The 17888-nt window shown below is 42.9% G+C and carries 21 protein-coding genes; 20 read left to right on the top strand and 1 reads right to left on the bottom strand.

What is annotated here, in order from left to right; genetic code table 11:
- Positions 1–67: 67 nt before the first annotated feature.
- The 18 genes from ccpA to HC026_RS04555 all read left to right on the top strand — a co-directional run bounded on the left by ccpA (position 68) and on the right by HC026_RS04555 (position 15539).
- On the top strand, positions 68–1069 hold the full coding sequence (gene ccpA, locus HC026_RS04640) for a catabolite control protein A (RefSeq protein ID WP_168924831.1): 1002 nt from the start codon (positions 68–70) through the stop codon (positions 1067–1069).
- A gap of 97 nt (positions 1070–1166) precedes the next feature.
- Positions 1167–2648, top strand: coding sequence for a CPBP family intramembrane glutamic endopeptidase (locus tag HC026_RS04635; RefSeq protein ID WP_168924830.1), 1482 nt, complete (start codon positions 1167–1169; stop codon positions 2646–2648).
- A 106-nt stretch (positions 2649–2754) separates the two neighbouring features.
- Positions 2755–3489 carry a YebC/PmpR family DNA-binding transcriptional regulator gene (locus HC026_RS04630; RefSeq protein WP_168924829.1) on the top strand — a complete coding sequence of 245 codons (735 nt, stop codon included), beginning with the start codon at positions 2755–2757 and terminating at the stop codon, positions 3487–3489.
- Between the two features lie 330 nt (positions 3490–3819).
- The gene (comGA, locus tag HC026_RS04625; protein ID WP_168924828.1) at positions 3820–4791 is read left to right on the top strand and encodes a competence type IV pilus ATPase ComGA; all 972 of its coding nucleotides are present in this window, start codon (positions 3820–3822) and stop codon (positions 4789–4791) included.
- Positions 4733–5767 carry a type II secretion system F family protein gene (locus HC026_RS04620; protein WP_168924827.1) on the top strand — a complete coding sequence of 345 codons (1035 nt, stop codon included), beginning with the start codon at positions 4733–4735 and terminating at the stop codon, positions 5765–5767. The genes comGA and HC026_RS04620 overlap by 59 nt, the downstream gene beginning before the upstream one ends.
- Positions 5767–6072: a prepilin-type N-terminal cleavage/methylation domain-containing protein gene (locus HC026_RS04615; protein ID WP_168924826.1), complete on the top strand. Its 306-nt coding sequence runs from the start codon at positions 5767–5769 to the stop codon at positions 6070–6072. Before HC026_RS04620 ends, HC026_RS04615 begins: the two co-directional genes overlap by 1 nt.
- Positions 6044–6502, top strand: a complete 459-nt coding sequence (locus HC026_RS04610; protein ID WP_269814107.1) for a prepilin-type N-terminal cleavage/methylation domain-containing protein — start codon at positions 6044–6046, stop codon at positions 6500–6502. Before HC026_RS04615 ends, HC026_RS04610 begins: the two co-directional genes overlap by 29 nt.
- Positions 6480–6683: a hypothetical protein gene (locus HC026_RS04605; protein ID WP_168924824.1), complete on the top strand. Its 204-nt coding sequence runs from the start codon at positions 6480–6482 to the stop codon at positions 6681–6683. The genes HC026_RS04610 and HC026_RS04605 overlap by 23 nt, the downstream gene beginning before the upstream one ends.
- On the top strand, positions 6680–7102 hold the full coding sequence (locus HC026_RS04600; RefSeq protein ID WP_168924946.1) for a competence type IV pilus minor pilin ComGF: 423 nt from the start codon (positions 6680–6682) through the stop codon (positions 7100–7102). The genes HC026_RS04605 and HC026_RS04600 overlap by 4 nt, the downstream gene beginning before the upstream one ends.
- Positions 7095–7259, top strand: a complete 165-nt coding sequence (locus HC026_RS04595) for a hypothetical protein (protein WP_168924823.1) — start codon at positions 7095–7097, stop codon at positions 7257–7259. The genes HC026_RS04600 and HC026_RS04595 overlap by 8 nt, the downstream gene beginning before the upstream one ends.
- Before the next feature lie 85 nt (positions 7260–7344).
- A complete protein-coding gene (locus HC026_RS04590; RefSeq protein WP_211089409.1) occupies positions 7345–8367 on the top strand; it encodes a class I SAM-dependent methyltransferase in 1023 nt (340 codons plus the stop codon).
- A gap of 17 nt (positions 8368–8384) precedes the next feature.
- Positions 8385–9575 (top strand): acetate/propionate family kinase, encoded by a 1191-nt coding sequence (locus HC026_RS04585; protein ID WP_168924822.1) that lies wholly within the window; start codon positions 8385–8387, stop codon positions 9573–9575.
- Positions 9576–9844: 269 nt separating this feature from the next.
- A complete protein-coding gene (locus tag HC026_RS04580; RefSeq protein WP_168924821.1) occupies positions 9845–11236 on the top strand; it encodes an amino acid permease in 1392 nt (463 codons plus the stop codon).
- A gap of 156 nt (positions 11237–11392) precedes the next feature.
- Positions 11393–12004, top strand: coding sequence for a metallophosphoesterase (locus HC026_RS04575; RefSeq protein ID WP_240891026.1), 612 nt, complete (start codon positions 11393–11395; stop codon positions 12002–12004).
- Positions 12005–12024: 20 nt separating this feature from the next.
- Positions 12025–13425 (top strand): bifunctional metallophosphatase/5'-nucleotidase, encoded by a 1401-nt coding sequence (locus HC026_RS04570; protein ID WP_168924820.1) that lies wholly within the window; start codon positions 12025–12027, stop codon positions 13423–13425.
- On the top strand, positions 13418–14119 hold the full coding sequence (locus HC026_RS04565) for a YutD family protein (RefSeq protein ID WP_168924819.1): 702 nt from the start codon (positions 13418–13420) through the stop codon (positions 14117–14119). Before HC026_RS04570 ends, HC026_RS04565 begins: the two co-directional genes overlap by 8 nt.
- Positions 14120–14125: 6 nt before the next feature.
- The gene (locus HC026_RS04560) at positions 14126–14911 is read left to right on the top strand and encodes a TIGR01457 family HAD-type hydrolase (protein ID WP_168924818.1); all 786 of its coding nucleotides are present in this window, start codon (positions 14126–14128) and stop codon (positions 14909–14911) included.
- A 7-nt stretch (positions 14912–14918) separates the two neighbouring features.
- The gene (locus tag HC026_RS04555) at positions 14919–15539 is read left to right on the top strand and encodes a TIGR01906 family membrane protein (RefSeq protein WP_240891028.1); all 621 of its coding nucleotides are present in this window, start codon (positions 14919–14921) and stop codon (positions 15537–15539) included.
- Between the two features lie 52 nt (positions 15540–15591).
- Here HC026_RS04555 and HC026_RS04550 read toward each other — a convergent pair whose 3' ends face one another.
- Entirely contained in the window at positions 15592–16239 is a 648-nt protein-coding gene (locus HC026_RS04550; protein WP_168924816.1) for a VTT domain-containing protein, read from the bottom strand.
- A gap of 266 nt (positions 16240–16505) precedes the next feature.
- Here HC026_RS04550 and HC026_RS04545 point away from each other — a divergent pair, with 266 nt between their 5' ends.
- Entirely contained in the window at positions 16506–17090 is a 585-nt protein-coding gene (locus HC026_RS04545; protein ID WP_332871174.1) for a peptidylprolyl isomerase, read from the top strand.
- A 78-nt stretch (positions 17091–17168) separates the two neighbouring features.
- Positions 17169–17552, top strand: coding sequence for a CvfD/Ygs/GSP13 family RNA-binding post-transcriptional regulator (locus HC026_RS04540; protein ID WP_168924814.1), 384 nt, complete (start codon positions 17169–17171; stop codon positions 17550–17552).
- The last annotated feature ends 336 nt before the right edge of the window (positions 17553–17888 follow it).

Below are 17888 nucleotides of genomic sequence, written 5' to 3'. Positions count from 1 at the left end.
GATATTCTAGTCGAGATATTGAAAATCAATGAAAACAAATTAAATCAATAAAGAAAGGGCTATCGCAATGGATAAACAGACTGTAACAATATATGATGTCGCCCGTGAAGCCGATGTGTCGATGGCCACTGTATCAAGAGTGGTTAACGGGAACCCAAACGTCAAACCGGCAACACGGAAAAAAGTGTTGGACGTCATTGAACGATTGGACTATCGGCCAAACGCCGTCGCTCGGGGGCTAGCCAGTAAAAAGACAACTACTGTTGGTGTCATTATTCCTGACGTTACCAACGTATACTTTTCGGCTCTGGCACGAGGCATCGACGATATTGCCATGATGTATAAATACAACATCATTTTGACTAATTCTGACGAAAACGGCCGGAAAGAGGTTCAGGTGCTTAATACTTTAATGGCCAAGCAAGTTGATGGTATCGTTTTCATGGGAAACGATATCAGTGATGAAGTTCGCAAGGAATTCGAACGGTCAAAGACACCGATCGTTCTCGCTGGCTGTGTTGATGATCAAGACCAAATGCCTAGTGTAAACATCGATTACACCGCTGCCGTTGAAGAAGCAACGAAGAACTTGATTGATCACGGTAACGAGCGCGTTGCGTTTGTTTCTGGTAGCTTGGACTACCCAATCAATCGTGACTACCGTTTGAAGGGTTATAAGCAAGCTTTGAAAAAGGCTGGCGTCCGTTATGATGACAAGTTGGTATTTGAGACCGACTATTCATACAAAGCAGGGCAGCTTTTGCAACCGGCTTTACAATCAGTTAACGCTACCGCTGCGGTGATTGGTGATGATGAGTTAGCTGCTGGCGTGATGAACGGTATCACTGATGCCGGGATGAGCGTTCCAGATGATTTTGAAATCATTACCAGCAATGACACTAAATTGACCGAAATGGTTCGGCCAAAGATGTCGTCTATTACCCAACCACTATACGATATTGGTGCCGTTGCAATGCGGTTACTGACTAAACTGATGAACAACGAACCAGTGGATAATAAGACTGTCTTATTACCTTATGGCTTAATGAAACGCGCATCAACTCACTAGTCATTTATGGTTAACAAATGAGCAGACTCAACACTATTTTCTGGTAGAAGACGGTGTGGTCTGCTTTTTTTAATTTGAACATTGGGGGGAGTATCTTATGAAACTCAGAGCAGGGCTATTATCAGTTGCAACAGTGGTAATCACCGTTATTATAATCACCCTGACGGCCATTGTGGGACGACTCACAGCAGCCCTTGTGCCGGCGGTTACTCAAATGGGCGTGCAACTGATTACGGAGGTACTCGCTTTTGGTTGCTGGTGGGGATTTAACCGCTGGTATCCAAAAGCAAAGGTCAGCTGGTGGCACGCCGGTGTTCGTCATCAATGGGTGTTAGTGGTACCAGTGGTCATTGTTTTATTGGGTGATGCGACATTACACCCTGAATTTCAGATCACGGTCAGCCACATTTTGATGGCAATTTTACTTGGTTTTTCAGTTGGTTTATTTGAAGAATATGTTTTCCGGGGTGTGCTGGTTAGCGCAATGCGGCAGCGTTATCAAATTGGCCCAGTACTCACCGCTGTTGTAAGTGGTCTCATGTTCAGCTTAGTTCACCTGATTAATGCTTCTGGTGGCAGTTTGACCATGACTTTGGTTCAGATGCTTGAAGCAGTTGGTTTAGGCTTCTTTTTTGCAGCAGTGTACCTAGTGACGAACAGTCTGTGGCTGCCGATCATTGGACATGGTTTAATTGATGGGTTTGATATACTAGCTTTTGGGACGTTAGACAATACTGCTGGAATGAATGTTTGGACCAGCCTGCTATACGCTGTTGTGTTTAGTTTTGCAGCCTACTGGCTGTTGAAGACAAAACGGTTCGCAGTGCAAATTTCCGCCAATGGGTCATCTCAAATTGATTTCGCACGTCAGCCGCATGAGGTTCGTCCAGTTATTCAACGCCAGTCCGTATCGGCGATAAAAACACTAGTTGCCATTGCGATTCCAGTGCTTGAGCTGGGTTTAGGTGCTGTAGTGGCAGAGGTCACTACCGATAAGTGGATTCGAATCATTTTAGTGGATCTGATTTTTCTAATTGGTTTGTGCACTGCAATTTATGTATATCATGACGTGTTAAGTGATCATTGGCACCGGTTTAAGCATCATTTGGGCAGCGGACTATTAGTTGCAATTTGCGGTGTCATAGCTGCATACATGTTATTAAGTGCTGTTCGACAAGGGTTAACATTAGTTGGTCTTGCCAGTTCTGGTTCATCGACAATCATGAGCATCCAAACAGCGGGGCTGGCATTAGTGGCCAGTTTAACCACGTTGATGGCACCATTTGCCGAGGAAATTGTCTTCAGACACGCCTTGTTTTATCAATGGCGAGGCCGGGGGGCATTCACTTGGCTGATGCTGATTGTTTCCTCGATTGCATTTGGTTTGGTGCACTGGAATAATTTTCATGGTGAGATTGTTCAGATGATTCCCTACATGTTTGTCGGCGCGTTATTTGGCTTAATCTATTATTTTTCCAGAAATATTTGGCAGGTCATTTTGACCCATTTCTTATTTGATATCATTCAAGTGATTGCCGTTATAGCAATGTTTATTTTAGCCATCGTACAAGCAGGCTAGAAAATTTTACCGGTTTCATTGCTGACCGGTTGTATTGAAATTCACCGCGTGATATTATAATAAGGTCTGTGTAAACGAATATAATTAAGAAAAGAGGAGTCGTGAAATGTCAGGACATTCAAAATGGCATAACATCCAAGGGCGTAAAAACGCCCAAGATGCTAAGCGTGGAAAAATCTTCCAAAAAATATCACGTGACTTATATCAAGCCGCTAAAGCAGGTGATCCTGATCCAGCAAACAACCCTCAACTTCGTTTGGTGATGGATAAGGCTCGTGCTGCTAACATGCCTAAGGATAACGTTCAACGCGCTATCGATAAGGCTTCTGGTGTTGGTGGAGCGAAGTTCGAAGAAATCACTTATGAAGGCTACGGTCCTGGTGGGACTGCTATCATGGTGGCCGCTTTGACCGATAACAAGAACCGGACAGCCGCTGCCGTTCGTTCTGCCTTTACCCATCATGGTGGATCTTTAGGCGCTGCTGGTTCAGTTTCTTACATGTTTGATCGTAAGGGCTACATCGTTATCTTACGTGATGGCCTCGATGCCGATGAAGACACGGTTTTGATGGATGCACTTGACGCTGGTGCTGATGACATGAAGACCAGCGATGATCAATTTGAAATTTTCTCAGATCCTTCGAGTTTGACAGCAGTTCGTGATGCGCTGCAACAAAAGTACAACTTGGACACTGCCGAAGTTCGGATGTTCCCTGAGAACACAACTGAAGTACCGGAAGACAAAGTTTCTCAATACCAAGGTTTAATTGACGAACTTGAGTCAAACGATGATGTTTCTGATGTCTATGAAGCAGCAACTTTGCCTGAAGGCGTTGAATAACCATATTAGATTGTAAAGCTGTTCCCAAATAGGGAGCAGCTTTTTTTATTGAGAGTGTGATACAACTCGGTAGATTCCAGAATTTAACGCAAAAAAACGTATTCCGTCGAACTTTGTCGGAATACGTTTTTTTGGGTTAAATGGCCGGAATCTGAGTTGTGGTACATATTTAGACTAGATTAAAGTATTGAACAAAAGCAAAATTTAAATTGTCTTTAAGTCAAGAAACCAAATGAAATTTTTATCAATATGGACTTATGCCACAGCTGTTTTTTATTGCGCTCAAACTCTCCTCATTGACTTGGCGTAGTTAGCCATAGGAGGGACGTTATGATAGAAGAATTAGGTGAAACGCTGCTGAGTGCCGCCATGGCATCAGGCAGTTCTGATCTGCACATTCAACCTGTTGGCGATAATTACAAGGTGTTTGAACATCACGGAGATGGTTTAAGCGTCGTTAAGAAATTGTCAATGAGCGAGGGACAGCAATTGATTGCCCACTTTAAATACCGTGCGAACATGGCAATCACGGAAACAAGGCGGCCACAGCTAGGTGCGTTAACCTTGGAGGTTGATGGCCAGCTGATTCATTTAAGATTATCCAGTGTCGGCAATTTTATCAATCAAGAGTCCATTGTTATCAGATTGTTGCTACCCCTGAAGGAACAGCGATTAGCTTTTTTAGTATCATCACAGCTGATACAACTCAGGCAGTGGTGCGACCAACGCGGATTGGTACTTTTTGCTGGTCCTACAGGCTCTGGAAAGACAAGTACGATTTACCACTTAGCTAAAGAGCTAAGTCGGACTTTATCCGTGCTTGCCATCGAAGATCCTACGGAAATCGTCGCACCTGACTTTTTACAGTTGCAGGTCAATCCGGCGGCAGAAATGAGTTATCAGGCTCTGATCAAGGTCGCGTTACGGCATCGGCCGGAAGTGTTGATCGTAGGCGAAATTCGGGATCGTGAAACAGCTAAAGCAGCTGTGGATGCAGCTTTGAGTGGGCACTTAGTACTGAGCAGTGTTCATGCTCAAACTGCCAAGGGAACGGTCACTCGTTTGAACCAGCTAGGGATTGATTCGGCTGCGCTCAACCAAGCGGTGACCGGTGTTGCCTATCAGCGCTTGCTGCCAACAGCCAATGGTGATTTGGCAGCACTACTCGATCTAGCGGATGGGCCAGTTGAAAATTGGCAGCATACACTTGGGATGACACCACAGTGGGAGGAGAATTTAGCGGATGCAAGAAGAAACGGTCAAATTACAGCAAAAGTTTGTCAGCGATTTAAAGCCGGGTAAGCCTTGGTCAATCAGTACTCAGTCAGAAATTTTTCGGACAATTAGTGACCTTTTACTCGTGGGCTTTTCTGTGCGTCATGCGGTTCAATTCTGTGAAGTACTGTACCGACATCAGATGACCGATTTACGCTGGATCAATGAACAACTTCACGCAGGGTATACGGTTAGTCAAACCTTCGAACCCTTTGTGGATGATCAGATTGGTTTGCAATTACGCCTGGCAGAGGAACACGGTCAGTTAACACAAAGTTTAGGACAAGTGAGCCGGCTGCTTCAGACTGCCTATCAACGGCATCAAAAAATTAAGCGGCTATTGCAATATCCGCTGATACTGGTCGTCATACTAGGTGTCATCATTACGGGTATGAAACTGGTCATTTTACCCCAAATTGAGATGTTAGCCGCAACCAACCAGCCCCATACAAAGAATTGGTGGTGGAGCCTAGCTATCGTACCAATGATATTGATCAGTATTTGTGTATACCAGGGGATTAGGCAACAACCAATTTTAAAGCGGGTGGAACAGACCGCACAAATTCCGATTATTGGACCGATTGTCAAAGCATATTATGGCTACTATTTTCTCGCAACACTCACCATTATGTTTGAAGGTGGCTTGGGCTTTCAAGAAATCCTATTAACACTGCGCCAAGCCAAGACAACGACACTGCTTTATCAATTAGGCGGCAAGTTAGAAACCGCCTTAGCAGCAGGTCAACCATTACCCAAGGTGATCATGCAATTTCACTTCTTACCTCATGAGTTAGAGATGTTATTTCAAAGTGGGAAACCACAGACTGATCTGGTAAAGGAACTTAAAGCGTTAACGGAGCTGTATTATCAGCGGTTAACTGATCGATTAGAAACCATGATGACCTGGATTCAACCACTATCGTTTGTATTAATTGGTGGCGTTATTATTGGTGCTTATGCTAGTTTGTTTTTGCCGATGTATCACACAATTGGAGGACTGTAATGAAACGAAAAAAGAACGCGTTTACTTTGATAGAAATGACAATAGTTCTCTTCATAATAGGGCTGTTAATTCTGATAATTGCACCAAATATTAGTCATCAAAAAGACCGGGCGAACACGGTCCATACTGGTGCTATGACAACGGTAGTTCAAACACAGTTGGATACGTATTTAGATTCAACTGACAAGAAGACTGCCAGTTTGGGTGAACTTCAAAAAGCGGGGTATCTCACTGCCAAGCAAGTCAAAATTGCGGTCAAAGAAGGGATCAAAATCAATGGCGACGAAGTTAAGGCCGGCTCGTGAGGGTTTTACAATGATTGAGATGTTGATTACCTTAGTGATCATTAGCAGTTTGTTGATTCTAATCATGGTTGGTGGACAAAGGTTCTCGCGGAACTCACTTCAGACTGAACGGGCATTCTGGAGCAGTTTTGATAGTTATTGGAAGCAAGCACTCTATGAAGCACAATATCACGGTCAAGAAACTCAGATCAGCATTAAAGAAGGTCACCCGGTTGTTTTTCGAACCTCCAATGATAAGCAGACAGATGAAAAGACGTTGGCTGTTCCCAAGAGTTTACACCCAGAGCGGTCAGAGAAATTATTGATTCGTTCGGATGCAACAATTTCACCACAAACGGTCACGTTTTTATCGGATATTGATCATCGAAAATACCGACTGGTCATTCAAATGGGTTGGGGGGTCTATCATGTTGATCGAGAAGCAGCATAAGGCCGCCTTTGTTCTAAGTGATGCCTTAATTGGATTAGTGCTCATTAGTACGGGGCTGATTCTCTATGGACAAGCACAAGTCTCCATGTCCAGCCAGTTAGAACAGCGTCAGGAACGCGTTGTCGAACTTCGTCACCAGTTTGAGGACCAATTCAAACAACCAAAGCAGGTGGCAAAATGAGAGCCGGTTTTACACTGATTGAAACGTCTATTGCTTTGGTCGTGACGGCGCTTGCGGTATTAAGTCTTCAATTTGGCTTTCAGATGTTGAACGTTCATTCTCAGCAACGATATGACGAACAGCTTGCTTGGTATCAGATGTTGGCGGAGCTTGAAGGCAAGAAATATCGGTTTACTTTGGGAAAGGTTTATCTGCAAAAGGCTGAACTTGTTCCAAACGCAGACGACGAGCGGATTTTCTATTTAAAAGGCCACAACGGTAACTTGATGCTGACAACGGACAAGGGTGGCTATATGCCACTTTTTAAAGGCATGTCCTACTATGAATTTGACGTTGACCATGGCCATTTAAAAATAAACGCGAAAACGAAATTCCAACAATTTACAGCCACGACATCGATTGGGGGTAAACATGACTAGTCGGCAAGGTTTCGTGACCATCATGGCGCTGTTTTTCTTAATCCTGTTGAGTGGTATTTTACTTTTTCAATTGGAGGGTTATCATCGGCAAATGGAAGCTTATAACGTTTTGATTCAGCATTATGAGCAAAAACTACGAACTAAATCATTGAAGTGAGAGTTAAATTTTCCCTGTTCGCTTGAATTACCGGACGAATATTTGTAAACTTATATTTGTGTGGAGAAACCAGTAAGACAGGAGGTTGACAATTCTGGCTATTAAAGAAACCGAGGCGTTTTTTAAAGTACTTGATGAATCTAGCGAGCTACTTAAAGAGGCGCTTGCAACGTCTTACTTAGACGCCTTTATTGAATCTGGTGATAATCTAATCGACGGTCACGTTCAGGTGGAAGATGGTCGGCCTGATGAAACGGTTGTTCAACAGCTTCGAGGCTTGTATGATTCTGTTGATCTCAACGAAATGAATTCAGAAACCGTGCGTCAAGGTATTCAGCTGGCAATGCTGAAGGCCATGCGCGAGGATGATATTCAAGGTAATCATCAACTGACGCCTGATAGTATTGGTATGGTCATGGGCTACATTGTGATTCGACTCGTTGAAAAGCAAAATCATCTGTCGATCCTTGACCCAGCCGTGGGAACCGCCAATTTATTGACAACGATCATGAATCAACTAAAGGATGCCACTCACGAACAAGTGACAGCAATTGGCATTGATAATGATGATTCATTGCTGTCAGTGGCTGATATCAGTACCACTTTGCAGAAAGCAGCCGTCACATTGATGCACCAAGATGCATTGGGCGAGTTGCAGATTCCTGAAGCTGATCTAGTTGTATCTGATTTGCCAATTGGGTATTATCCACTTGATGAAAAGGTCACCAACTTTAAGACGCACGCCCAGTCAGGGCATTCGTTTGTACACCATCTATTATTGGAACAAGCAATGCGCTACGTAAAACCGGGTGGTTACGGTGTCTTTTTAGTTCCAAGTCAGTTGTTTTCAACCACTGAATCGAAGGGGCTGTTATCTTGGCTCCAAGAGGCTGCTTATCTGCAAGGCTTGCTTGCGTTGCCGAAAGACCTCTTTACGGCTGAGCAATCAGCAAAATCAATTCTGCTGTTGCAACGACATGGTAAAGATGTCAAACAGGCTGATAAGGTAATGATCGGAGAATTTCCGTCATTTAAAGATCAAGCAGCATTTTCAAAGTTCATTGCAGAACTAGTCGACTGGGAACTCAATGATTTACTAAAGCGTTAACATAAGGAGATTATGACATGGGAAAAACACTTGCCGTCAATGCAGGAAGTTCAACATTAAAGTTCAAATTATTCGAAGTACCTTCAGAAAAAGTCATCACTAGTGGCGTTATCGAACGAATCGGTTTAAAGGATTCAATCGTTACCATCAAGTATGGCGATGGTCAGAAGTTTGAAAACGTTCAAGACGTTAATGATCACGAACAAGCAATCAACCTGATGCTGGACAAACTGATTGATTTGAAAATCATTGCTAACTATAACGAAATTACCGGTGTTGGTCACCGGGTCGTTGCTGGTGGTGAATTCTTTACTGATTCAGTCCTAGTTGACGATGATGTTTTAAAGAAGATTGAAGATTTAGCTGAATATGCACCTTTGCATAACCCAGCTGAAGCTATGGGTATCCGGGCATTCAGAAAGATTTTACCCGATGTTCCCAATGTGGCAGTTTTTGATACCTCATTCCACACAACGATGCCAAAGACTAATTACATGTACGCCATTCCATACGAGTACTACGAGAAATACGGTGCTCGTAAGTATGGTGCACACGGAACCAGTCACCGCTATGTTGCCAGTCGTGCAGCTGCCATGCTCGGTAAGCCGTTGGAAGATTTGAAGCTGATCACCTTGCATATTGGTGCTGGTGCTTCAATCACTGCCGTTAAGAATGGTAAGTCGTTTGATACTTCTATGGGCTTCACACCTTTAGCAGGTATCATGATGGCTACGCGTTCAGGTGACATTGACGTTTCGTTAGTGACCTTCTTGATGGAAAAGTTAAACATTAAGGATCCTAACGACATGATTAATATCTTGAACAAGAAATCCGGTTTACTGGGTGTGTCAGAATACTCAGCAGATATGCGTGACCTTGAAAAGGTTCAAGATGATAACGACAAGGCTCACCTTGCTCGTGACATGTACATCAACCGGATTGTTCGCTACATTGGCCAATATATCGCTGAAATGAACGGTGTTGACGCCATTGTCTTTACTGCCGGTGTTGGTGAAAACGATATTCCTATTCGTCAAGAAGTTGCTGACAAATTAAGCTACTTTGGTATTGCAGTCGACCCAGAAAAGAATCATATTCGTGGTGTTGAACGTGATTTGTCTACAGCCGATGCGAAAGTCAAGACATTGTTAATCCCGACGGATGAAGAATTAATGATTGTTCGTGACGTTGAACGACTAACTAAATAATCATCGTAAAAAATCGGGCTTGGTTCTTTTGGAATCGAGTCTGATTTTTGCTTACAAGTGAATTGACTTATTTTAACTTTGTTCAATCAAAACTCACTAACGTGCACTTTGCTCACTTATAGGTGAACAAACATCATGAAAGCAATAAAATGCTTAACGGCGCGGTTAAGTGACAGATATCAAGCAAAAATATGATGACAGGTGGTTGTAACCTGAAAGCAGCCGTTTTTGACGTGTATAATTGTTTCTCATGAAGGAGTGAAGAGACTATGTCGAAAACGCAAACTGTCCCAAAACGATCAAGAGGCCTGAAAAACCGTCATGTTCAAATGATTGCCCTTGGTGGCACGATTGGAACGGGATTATTCTTGGGTGCTGGTCAATCAATCCATTTGACCGGGCCGTCGATTTTGCTGGCTTATTTGATAGCTGGAATTGCATGTTTCTTACTGATGCGCGCGCTTGGCGAACTCTTACTGACGGATTTGAGTGCCCATTCTTTCATTGATTTTATTCGAAAATATCTAGGTGAACGTTGGAGCTTTATTGCCGGATGGACCTATTGGGTCTGTTGGTTGAGCATTGCAATGGCCGATTTAACTGCTTCGGGGTTATACATGAAATTTTGGTTCCCAAACTTACCTCAGTGGGCGACGGGGCTGACTTTTTTATTGATACTTGTTTTAATCAATGCTGTTACAGTGGAGGCTTTTGGCGAAACTGAGTTCTGGTTCGCCATTGTTAAAGTTGCTGCAATTATTGCTTTAATCGTGATTGGCGTTATATTGGTCGTCATTCAGTTTAAAACACCAGTGGGCCATGCGTCAGTGATGAATTTAGCTCATGGCAGTTTCTTTGCCCATGGTGCGAAGGGCTTTTTACTGTCATTTCAAATGGTTCTCTTTGGCTTTATTGGTATCGAAATGGTGGGTATGACGGCTTCCGAGACTAATGATCCCAAAACAATTATTCCCAAGGCCATCAATGAAATTCCTATGCGGGTGATTCTTTTTTACTTGGGGTCCCTAATGGCATTAATGTGCATTTATCCGTGGCACTACATTTCACCTAATCAAAGCCCTTTTGTGGAGGTGTTTGCTGCAATTGGAATTAAATCCGCCGCTGCAATCATTAATTTTGTGGTGTTGACCGCCGCAGCTTCAGCATGTAATAGTGCCTTATTTACAACCGGCAGAATGCTTTTTTCACTTTCATACGGCGGTAAAACGAATTTGTCAAAACGGTTAACAAAATTATCGCGAGCGCAGGTGCCCGTTCACGCAATGCTTCTTTCGGCCTTGATTATCGCAGTTGTGGTGTTATTGAACTTCTTTATTCCTGGCAAGGTCTTCACCCTGATTTCCAGTATCGCCACAACTTGTTTTCTATTCATCTGGGGATCAATCATTTTGGCACATATAAAATACAGACGTACAGCATCGGCAGAAGAACAGAAGAAAGTTACCTTTAAGATGCCATTTGCACCATATTCAGATTATTTTGTCTTACTCTTCCTGACAATGGTTGCCGTTATTTTGGTGTTTAGGTTTGAGACGCTGGTTGCTTTGATTGGGTCCGTACTTTGGCTATTTGGTCTCTGGTTGTTTAAAAGTGGTATGGATCGAGCTGAAGTGGGAAAGTTACACCATGAAAATAACTAAAAGCTGTCGCAATGAGCGACGGCTTTTTTGGTAACCGAAAGTCGTTGTTTCCGTTGAAGATCCAACCCAGTTACTTTCCCATCCAAGGGGTAACATGGTAAACTGAGAACATAGTATTTTTAAATCAAATTCTGATTGGACAAAGAAGGGGTAAACGTGCAACTGTATTTCACTGCAGATACACATTTTTTTCATAAAGATTTACTCGGTAATTCGGACTTTGCTCCCAGACCATTTAAATCCGTCGAAGAAATGAATCAAACCATCATTGACCATTGGAATGCACGGGTGACACCAGAAGATACGGTGTATCATTTAGGTGATATTGCACTGTATTTCATTCGACCGGAGCGGGCATCCCAAGCTGCGGTGCTGGAGGTATTGAATCAGTTGAATGGCCATTTGGTACTGATTAAAGGGAATCACGATAATCGAGCGCTATTCAAATTTCTAGCTCAGCATAACTATACTTATGGTGGCAAACCGAAATTTGAATTTCACGATGTCGGTGCCATTATTAAAGTGAACCACCGACAGTATTACATGACGCATTACCCAATGATGATGGGAATCGTCAAACAGATTATTAATTTACATGGCCACATTCACCATTATTCAGTGAACATTAAAGAGGACATTAACGTCGGTATTGATACGCCCGAAACTGATTATTTGAAGGAAAAGCCACCATTTGGAACGCCATTTTCCATGGCCGAAATTGAAGAAATGGTGGCCGGAAAATATAACGATTTTCAGAAGAGAAGATAACTGAGCAGAGGAGCTGGGGTATGACTGAAAAAATTACAATTTTGCACACCAACGACCTGCATTCACACTTTGAAAATTGGCCAAAGATTCGGCGTTACCTGATTGAGGAACGGCAACGTTTCGAGGCAGCCGGCCACCAAGTATTCACTTTTGATATTGGGGATGCAATGGATCGCGCACACCCCTTAACTGAGGCGACAAACGGTCAAGCAAATGTGGACTTGATGAACCAGATCAACTATGACGGGGTAACCATTGGCAATAATGAAGGCCTAGGAAACTCTAGAGAACAGCTTGTTCACATGTATGATCACGCCAATTTTGACGTTATTTTGGGCAATATTCTTAACACGCCAAAAAAGACTCAGCCGAAATGGGCAATCCCTGGTAAGGTTATCTCCACAAAGGCAGGAACCCGTGTGTTGGTACTGGGGTTAACCGCACCGTATACTTTAACTTATCCCTTGCTTGGATGGCAGCCAATTTCAGTTGAACGAATGCTGCCATATTTGCTGAAGCAATTTGAGGGACAGTACGATTGCACTATTTTATTGTCACACCTAGGATTAGACGTAGATCGATCGATTGCCAAGCGCTTTCCTGAAATTAACGTGATCCTTGGCGCGCACACTCACCATTTATTGCCGCACGGTGAACGTGATCATGCTGCTTTGCTCGGTGCCGCGGGGAAGTACGGCGAGTATGTCGGTACCATTCAACTTGAACTGACAGATCATAAGATCGTGGCATCATCAGCTTCTGTTGTGAAAACGGCCAATCTTCAGGCAGCCACCAGTGACCGACAAGAAATTGACGGGTATGAAGAACGTGGCGAACAGCTGCTGGACAATCAGAAAGTCGCCGATTTGCCAGTAGCCATGGAAAAGAACTGGGAGGGTCATTCGCGGCTTGTCAGTGAGGGACTAGCTGCTTTGGAAGACTATGCTGGTACGGATGCTGCCATCTTAAACGGTGGGCTTTTTATGCAAGATTTGCCAGCTGGAATTATTTCACGCAATCATCTTCATAAAACGTTGCCACACGCCATGCACGTGATGAGAGTGACGTTAAGTGGTGACAACTTATGGCGGCTGATTCGAGAAATGGAAAAGAACCGTCGCTTTTTGTCCCGTTTTCCAATTAAAGGCATGGGATTTCGCGGCAAGGTGTTCGGTGCGCTCAATTACTCTGGTATTACATATAATGAGCGTGATGGGTCAGTTCTTTTTCGAGGTGAGACGTTATCACCCCTGAGGACGTATACGGTTGCGATGCCAGACCACTATTTATTCATTCCTTTTTTCCCTACAATTTCGATTGTCGGAAAAAACCAAATTTTATATGGTAAACTTTTAAGAACGGTACTAGGCGACTATCTCGCAAAGCAATATCCAATCAGAAAGGAGGCAAATCATGGATAAGAAATCTTTACAAACTTTAATTGACGACGCTCGCGCAAGCCGTGAGCCAGGCGGTGTGATTGTGGCGGTTGATGAAACTCATTTCCAGATTAATGAACACCCATATGAGCTAATGGTTAATTATCGTGATGCTTTTGACCGGGTCGAGTTAAGCGATCGGTTCAATACGTATTTTTCACGTTATGATTATTTAGTTGGTGACTGGGGTTTCGGTCAATTACGTCTGCGCGGCTTTTATGATGATAAGCGAAACGTTGCCGGTGAATTGAAAATCGGTGCCTTACAGGACTATTTGGATGAAGCCTGCAACACTGGCTGTCCGTATTTTGTGATGCACAATGAAGATGCTAAAGTGATCACCCCTAAGCGCAGTCCACGGCCACGAGAAAATAGTCATCGCGGTCCCAGTCGTAATCAGAATAATGGCGGTAAGCAACAAAATCGTAATCGAACTGCCAACCGTAATCAAAATCAAAAACAGAACGAACAAAAGTCACAACGGGTTAACTCAAGTCAACGCCAGCAGGCTAAACATCATAGTCATAGTAACAATGGTAATGGTCAGCAAAAAGCCTATACGGTAGAAAAAGTTAAACCCGTCAAGAAAACGCCAGTCAGCCAACGCCGTGGAACAGTTAAGACGGTTGGCCACAGTCAGCACCGTAAATTTACAATTCGAGAAAAAGAGGATTAAGGTTTAATGCAAAAACATTACGATGGCTACTTTATCGATTTAGATGGCACCGTTTATGCTGGTAAGCGTAGGATTCCCGCTGCTAAACGGTTCGTTGAGCGATTGCAAAGGGCCAATAAAGATTTTTTGTTTGTCACCAATAACACGACGAAGCTACCAGTTGATGTCGTTGAAAATTTAGCCACCAATCATGACATTCACGTAAATCCTAAGAACGTTTATACTGCTGGTCTAGCCACTGCTGACTACGTGGCTAGTATTGCGACAGAAGGGCAGAAAAAAGTCTATATCATTGGCGAAATTGGGCTGATACAGGCCTTTTTAGATAAGGGTTTTGAGCTGAATGAACGCCAGCCTGATTTCGTTGTGGTTGGTCTTGACTCGGATGTTACTTATCACAAATTTGAAATTGCGACGCTGGCGATTCGTGGGGGCGCAAAGTTTATTGGGACCAATCCTGATTCTAATATTCCTAATGAACGGGGAATGCTACCAGGCGCTGGCTCACTAGTTGAAATGGTTGCGTACACCACGCAGCAGCGACCAATTTATATTGGTAAGCCGGAAACAATTATTATGGCTAATGCACTCAAGCGGATTGGATTGAAAAAGTCTCAAGTTGTGATGGTGGGCGACAATTACAAGACTGATATTACAGCTGGAATTCGATTCGGAATGGATACCTTGCTCGTTTATACGGGGCTGTCGACTCGAAGTCAGGTTGCTCATCAAGATATTGCGCCAACTTATGAAATTGATAGTCTAGACGATTGGTCGGTCGAGGATGAATAAAGACAGAGTGAAAGTGGCATTACAGTGGTTCTCGTTATTTTTAGCAATTATAACGTTAGTCATTTTTTTGACGATCAATAGTGTATGGCTATATTGGTTGAACGTTAAAGTTGGACGCTTATCTCATATTGTAGAGTTATCTACTAGTCGAATTATGGAGAATTATTTGCAATTGCTAGCTTATCTCCAATTACCATGGGTGACTAAACTGGATATGATGGATTTTCCAACCTCGCCTAGTGGCCTTCAGCACTTTATTGATGTTAAGCATCTATTTCTGGTGAACAACAGCGTATTGATCATCACGATTTGGCCGGCAGTTCGTTTTCTGCGGACACTTTCGGTAAAAAAGATGCTCTGGAAACTCATTCGGCCATTCCAGACGGCAGCTCTTGTTCCGGTCCTGGCCGGGTTGTTGATGTTGGTGAACTTTAATCAGTTTTTCGTTGATTTCCACAAAATTCTGTTTCGTAATTCCGACTGGTTATTTGACCCACGTTTTGATCCTGTCATTCTTGTGTTACCAGAAACCTTCTTCTCACAATGTTTCATACTAGCGTTTGGCTTGTTTGAGCTGATTATGCTGTGGGGAGTCTGGCGCGGCAAACGCACCTTTTTAGACAAATAAAAAACTCTAGCGTGGTTATCGTAACCAGCTAGAGTTTTTTCGTGTCATACCATTAATCTTTACTAACCTGACTTCGACTTTTAAGTAAACCGATAAAGGCGGGGATCATTGATACGATGATGATGCCAAGTACGACCAGTGAAAAGTGAGCCTTAACAAAGTCAATATTGCCAAAGAAGTAACCGCCACCGCAGCAGAGTAGTACCCAGGTCAAACAGGCGGGGATGTTGTAGCGCAGGAATGAGTGGTACCCATAGTCTGAAGTCGCCGCCACAAACGGTACGAACGTTCTGATAATTGGCATAAATCTTGCTAAGAAAATTGCAATTTTACCATGACGTTCAAAGAATTTTCTGGCAGATGCTAAATTTTCTTCTTTTATAAAACGACTAAAGAATGGGTGATGAGTGATTGCGATACCTGCTCGACGCCCGATAAAGAAATTGGTTGAGTCACCACCAATAGAAGCCACTAGAAAAATTACAGCAAACAGACCGATACTGAGATGGTAATCCGGATTGGCTGCCAAGGCAGCGGCTGCGAAGAGGAGTGAATCACCAGGCAAGAACGGTAAAATCACCGCACCAGTTTCGACAAAAATAATTAGAAAAAGTATCCCATATGACCAGCCACCAAATGTGTTTACGATGGTAATCATGTGACTGTCAATGTGGAGCACGAAATCAATCAATTGACCCATAATTTTGAAGGTTTCCTTTCACTTTTAAGTTGATGACATTGTATCAGAGAATATTCGACGATAAAAGACTTTCTCACGGATTTAAGCGAATCATAACCATAACACCCTAACATTATTTGAATCGTTTAGTCGGCTTAATGGGCGTACACTTATGCTTTATTGTCTGTCTGACATGCTTTTCGAGTATGAGGGTGTCGTGACTCAAGGCTTGCTTTTCGTCATTTTTCATGGATAATAGATATGAAAGAAAACTGGAGGTTATTAATGTGAATTATCCACAGTTACAACCCGATAAGGCTGACGGCCCCCGGGCTACGATTCATACGTCAATGGGCGATGTTGTGATTCAATTGTTTCCTGAACAAGCGCCTAAAGCCGTTGAGAATTTTGTGACATTGGCTAAGAAAAAGTATTACGATGAAGTTATTTTCCATCGCGTTATTAATGATTTTATGATTCAAGGTGGAGATCCAACCGGTACTGGTATGGGTGGATCAAGTATTTGGGATGAGCCTTTTGAAGACGAATTTTCTAAGGAACTCTATAATCTTCGGGGTGCCGTTTCCATGGCTAATAGCGGCCCGAATACTAATGGTAGTCAGTTCTTTATTGTTCAAAATAAACATTTGTCGGAACAGCTAACTCAGCAAATGCAGGATGCTCACTTTCCCGAAGAAATTGTCAAAGCTTATCAGAATGGCGGTACCCCATGGCTGGACTTTCGTCACACCGTGTTTGGTCAGGTAGTTGCGGGTATGGATGTCGTCGATCAGATGGCTGTAGTTAAGACGGATGACACTGATAAGCCGTTAGTAGACATTGTCATAGAATCAGTTTCGATTGATGATTAAGTAAGGCGACAATTTAACCTGAGGTGCATGATCCTCAGGTTTTTGTTTGAGTAATAGTATGGAAGGAGGCGTTGAATAATGCGTATTGGTGACCACGTTCATGGTACGGTGACTGGTATTCAGCCGTACGGAGCCTTTGTCGATCTTGGCAATGAAGTACAGGGCTTGATTCATATATCTGAATGTCACTACGGTTTCGTTAAAGACATCCACGACTATTTATCGGTTGGTGACGAGATTGATGTTGTTGTTTTGGACATTGACGAATTTACGGGAAAAATTTCTCTTTCGTTGCGTTGTCTGGAAGAAACTCAAGTCCCACTAGCACCAACTGCACCACAAAACGAGAATCAGCATAAACACTATTGGACCAGTAAAAATTTTCACGAGGGGTTTAAGCCGATTCAGAAGAGAAGACAGGCTTGGGCACAGGAAGCAATACGGGAGTTTGTTGGAAAATAAATTGAGTAATTTCGTTATTTGTCCTTGACCCGATAGCTAATAGCTGGTATTATTTTATCTGTTGTTAAAGAACACAATATTAATTCTGTGAATTTATATTCAGACATTTAATATTCAATCGTTCTGGTATTCAACAGTTATTCAGATAATTGAGTTGTTTATGTGAATGAATAAAGATACAAAAAATCGTTGACATTGATTTACAACTTGGTTATACTGATTAAGTCGAGTAATAATGTAGACCTTTGAAAACTGAACAAAGTTTTGTTTCACAAATGTGCAGGGTATATCAGCTTCGGCTGATATCAAATGTAATTTGCGAAGTCAATTTCGCTA

Origin of the sequence: Secundilactobacillus angelensis (assembly GCF_012641075.1) — a bacterium.
Classification (GTDB): domain Bacteria; phylum Bacillota; class Bacilli; order Lactobacillales; family Lactobacillaceae; genus Secundilactobacillus; species Secundilactobacillus angelensis.
Note: the sequence above shows the minus strand (reverse complement) of the source record. Positions and strands in the feature narration are given on the sequence as shown.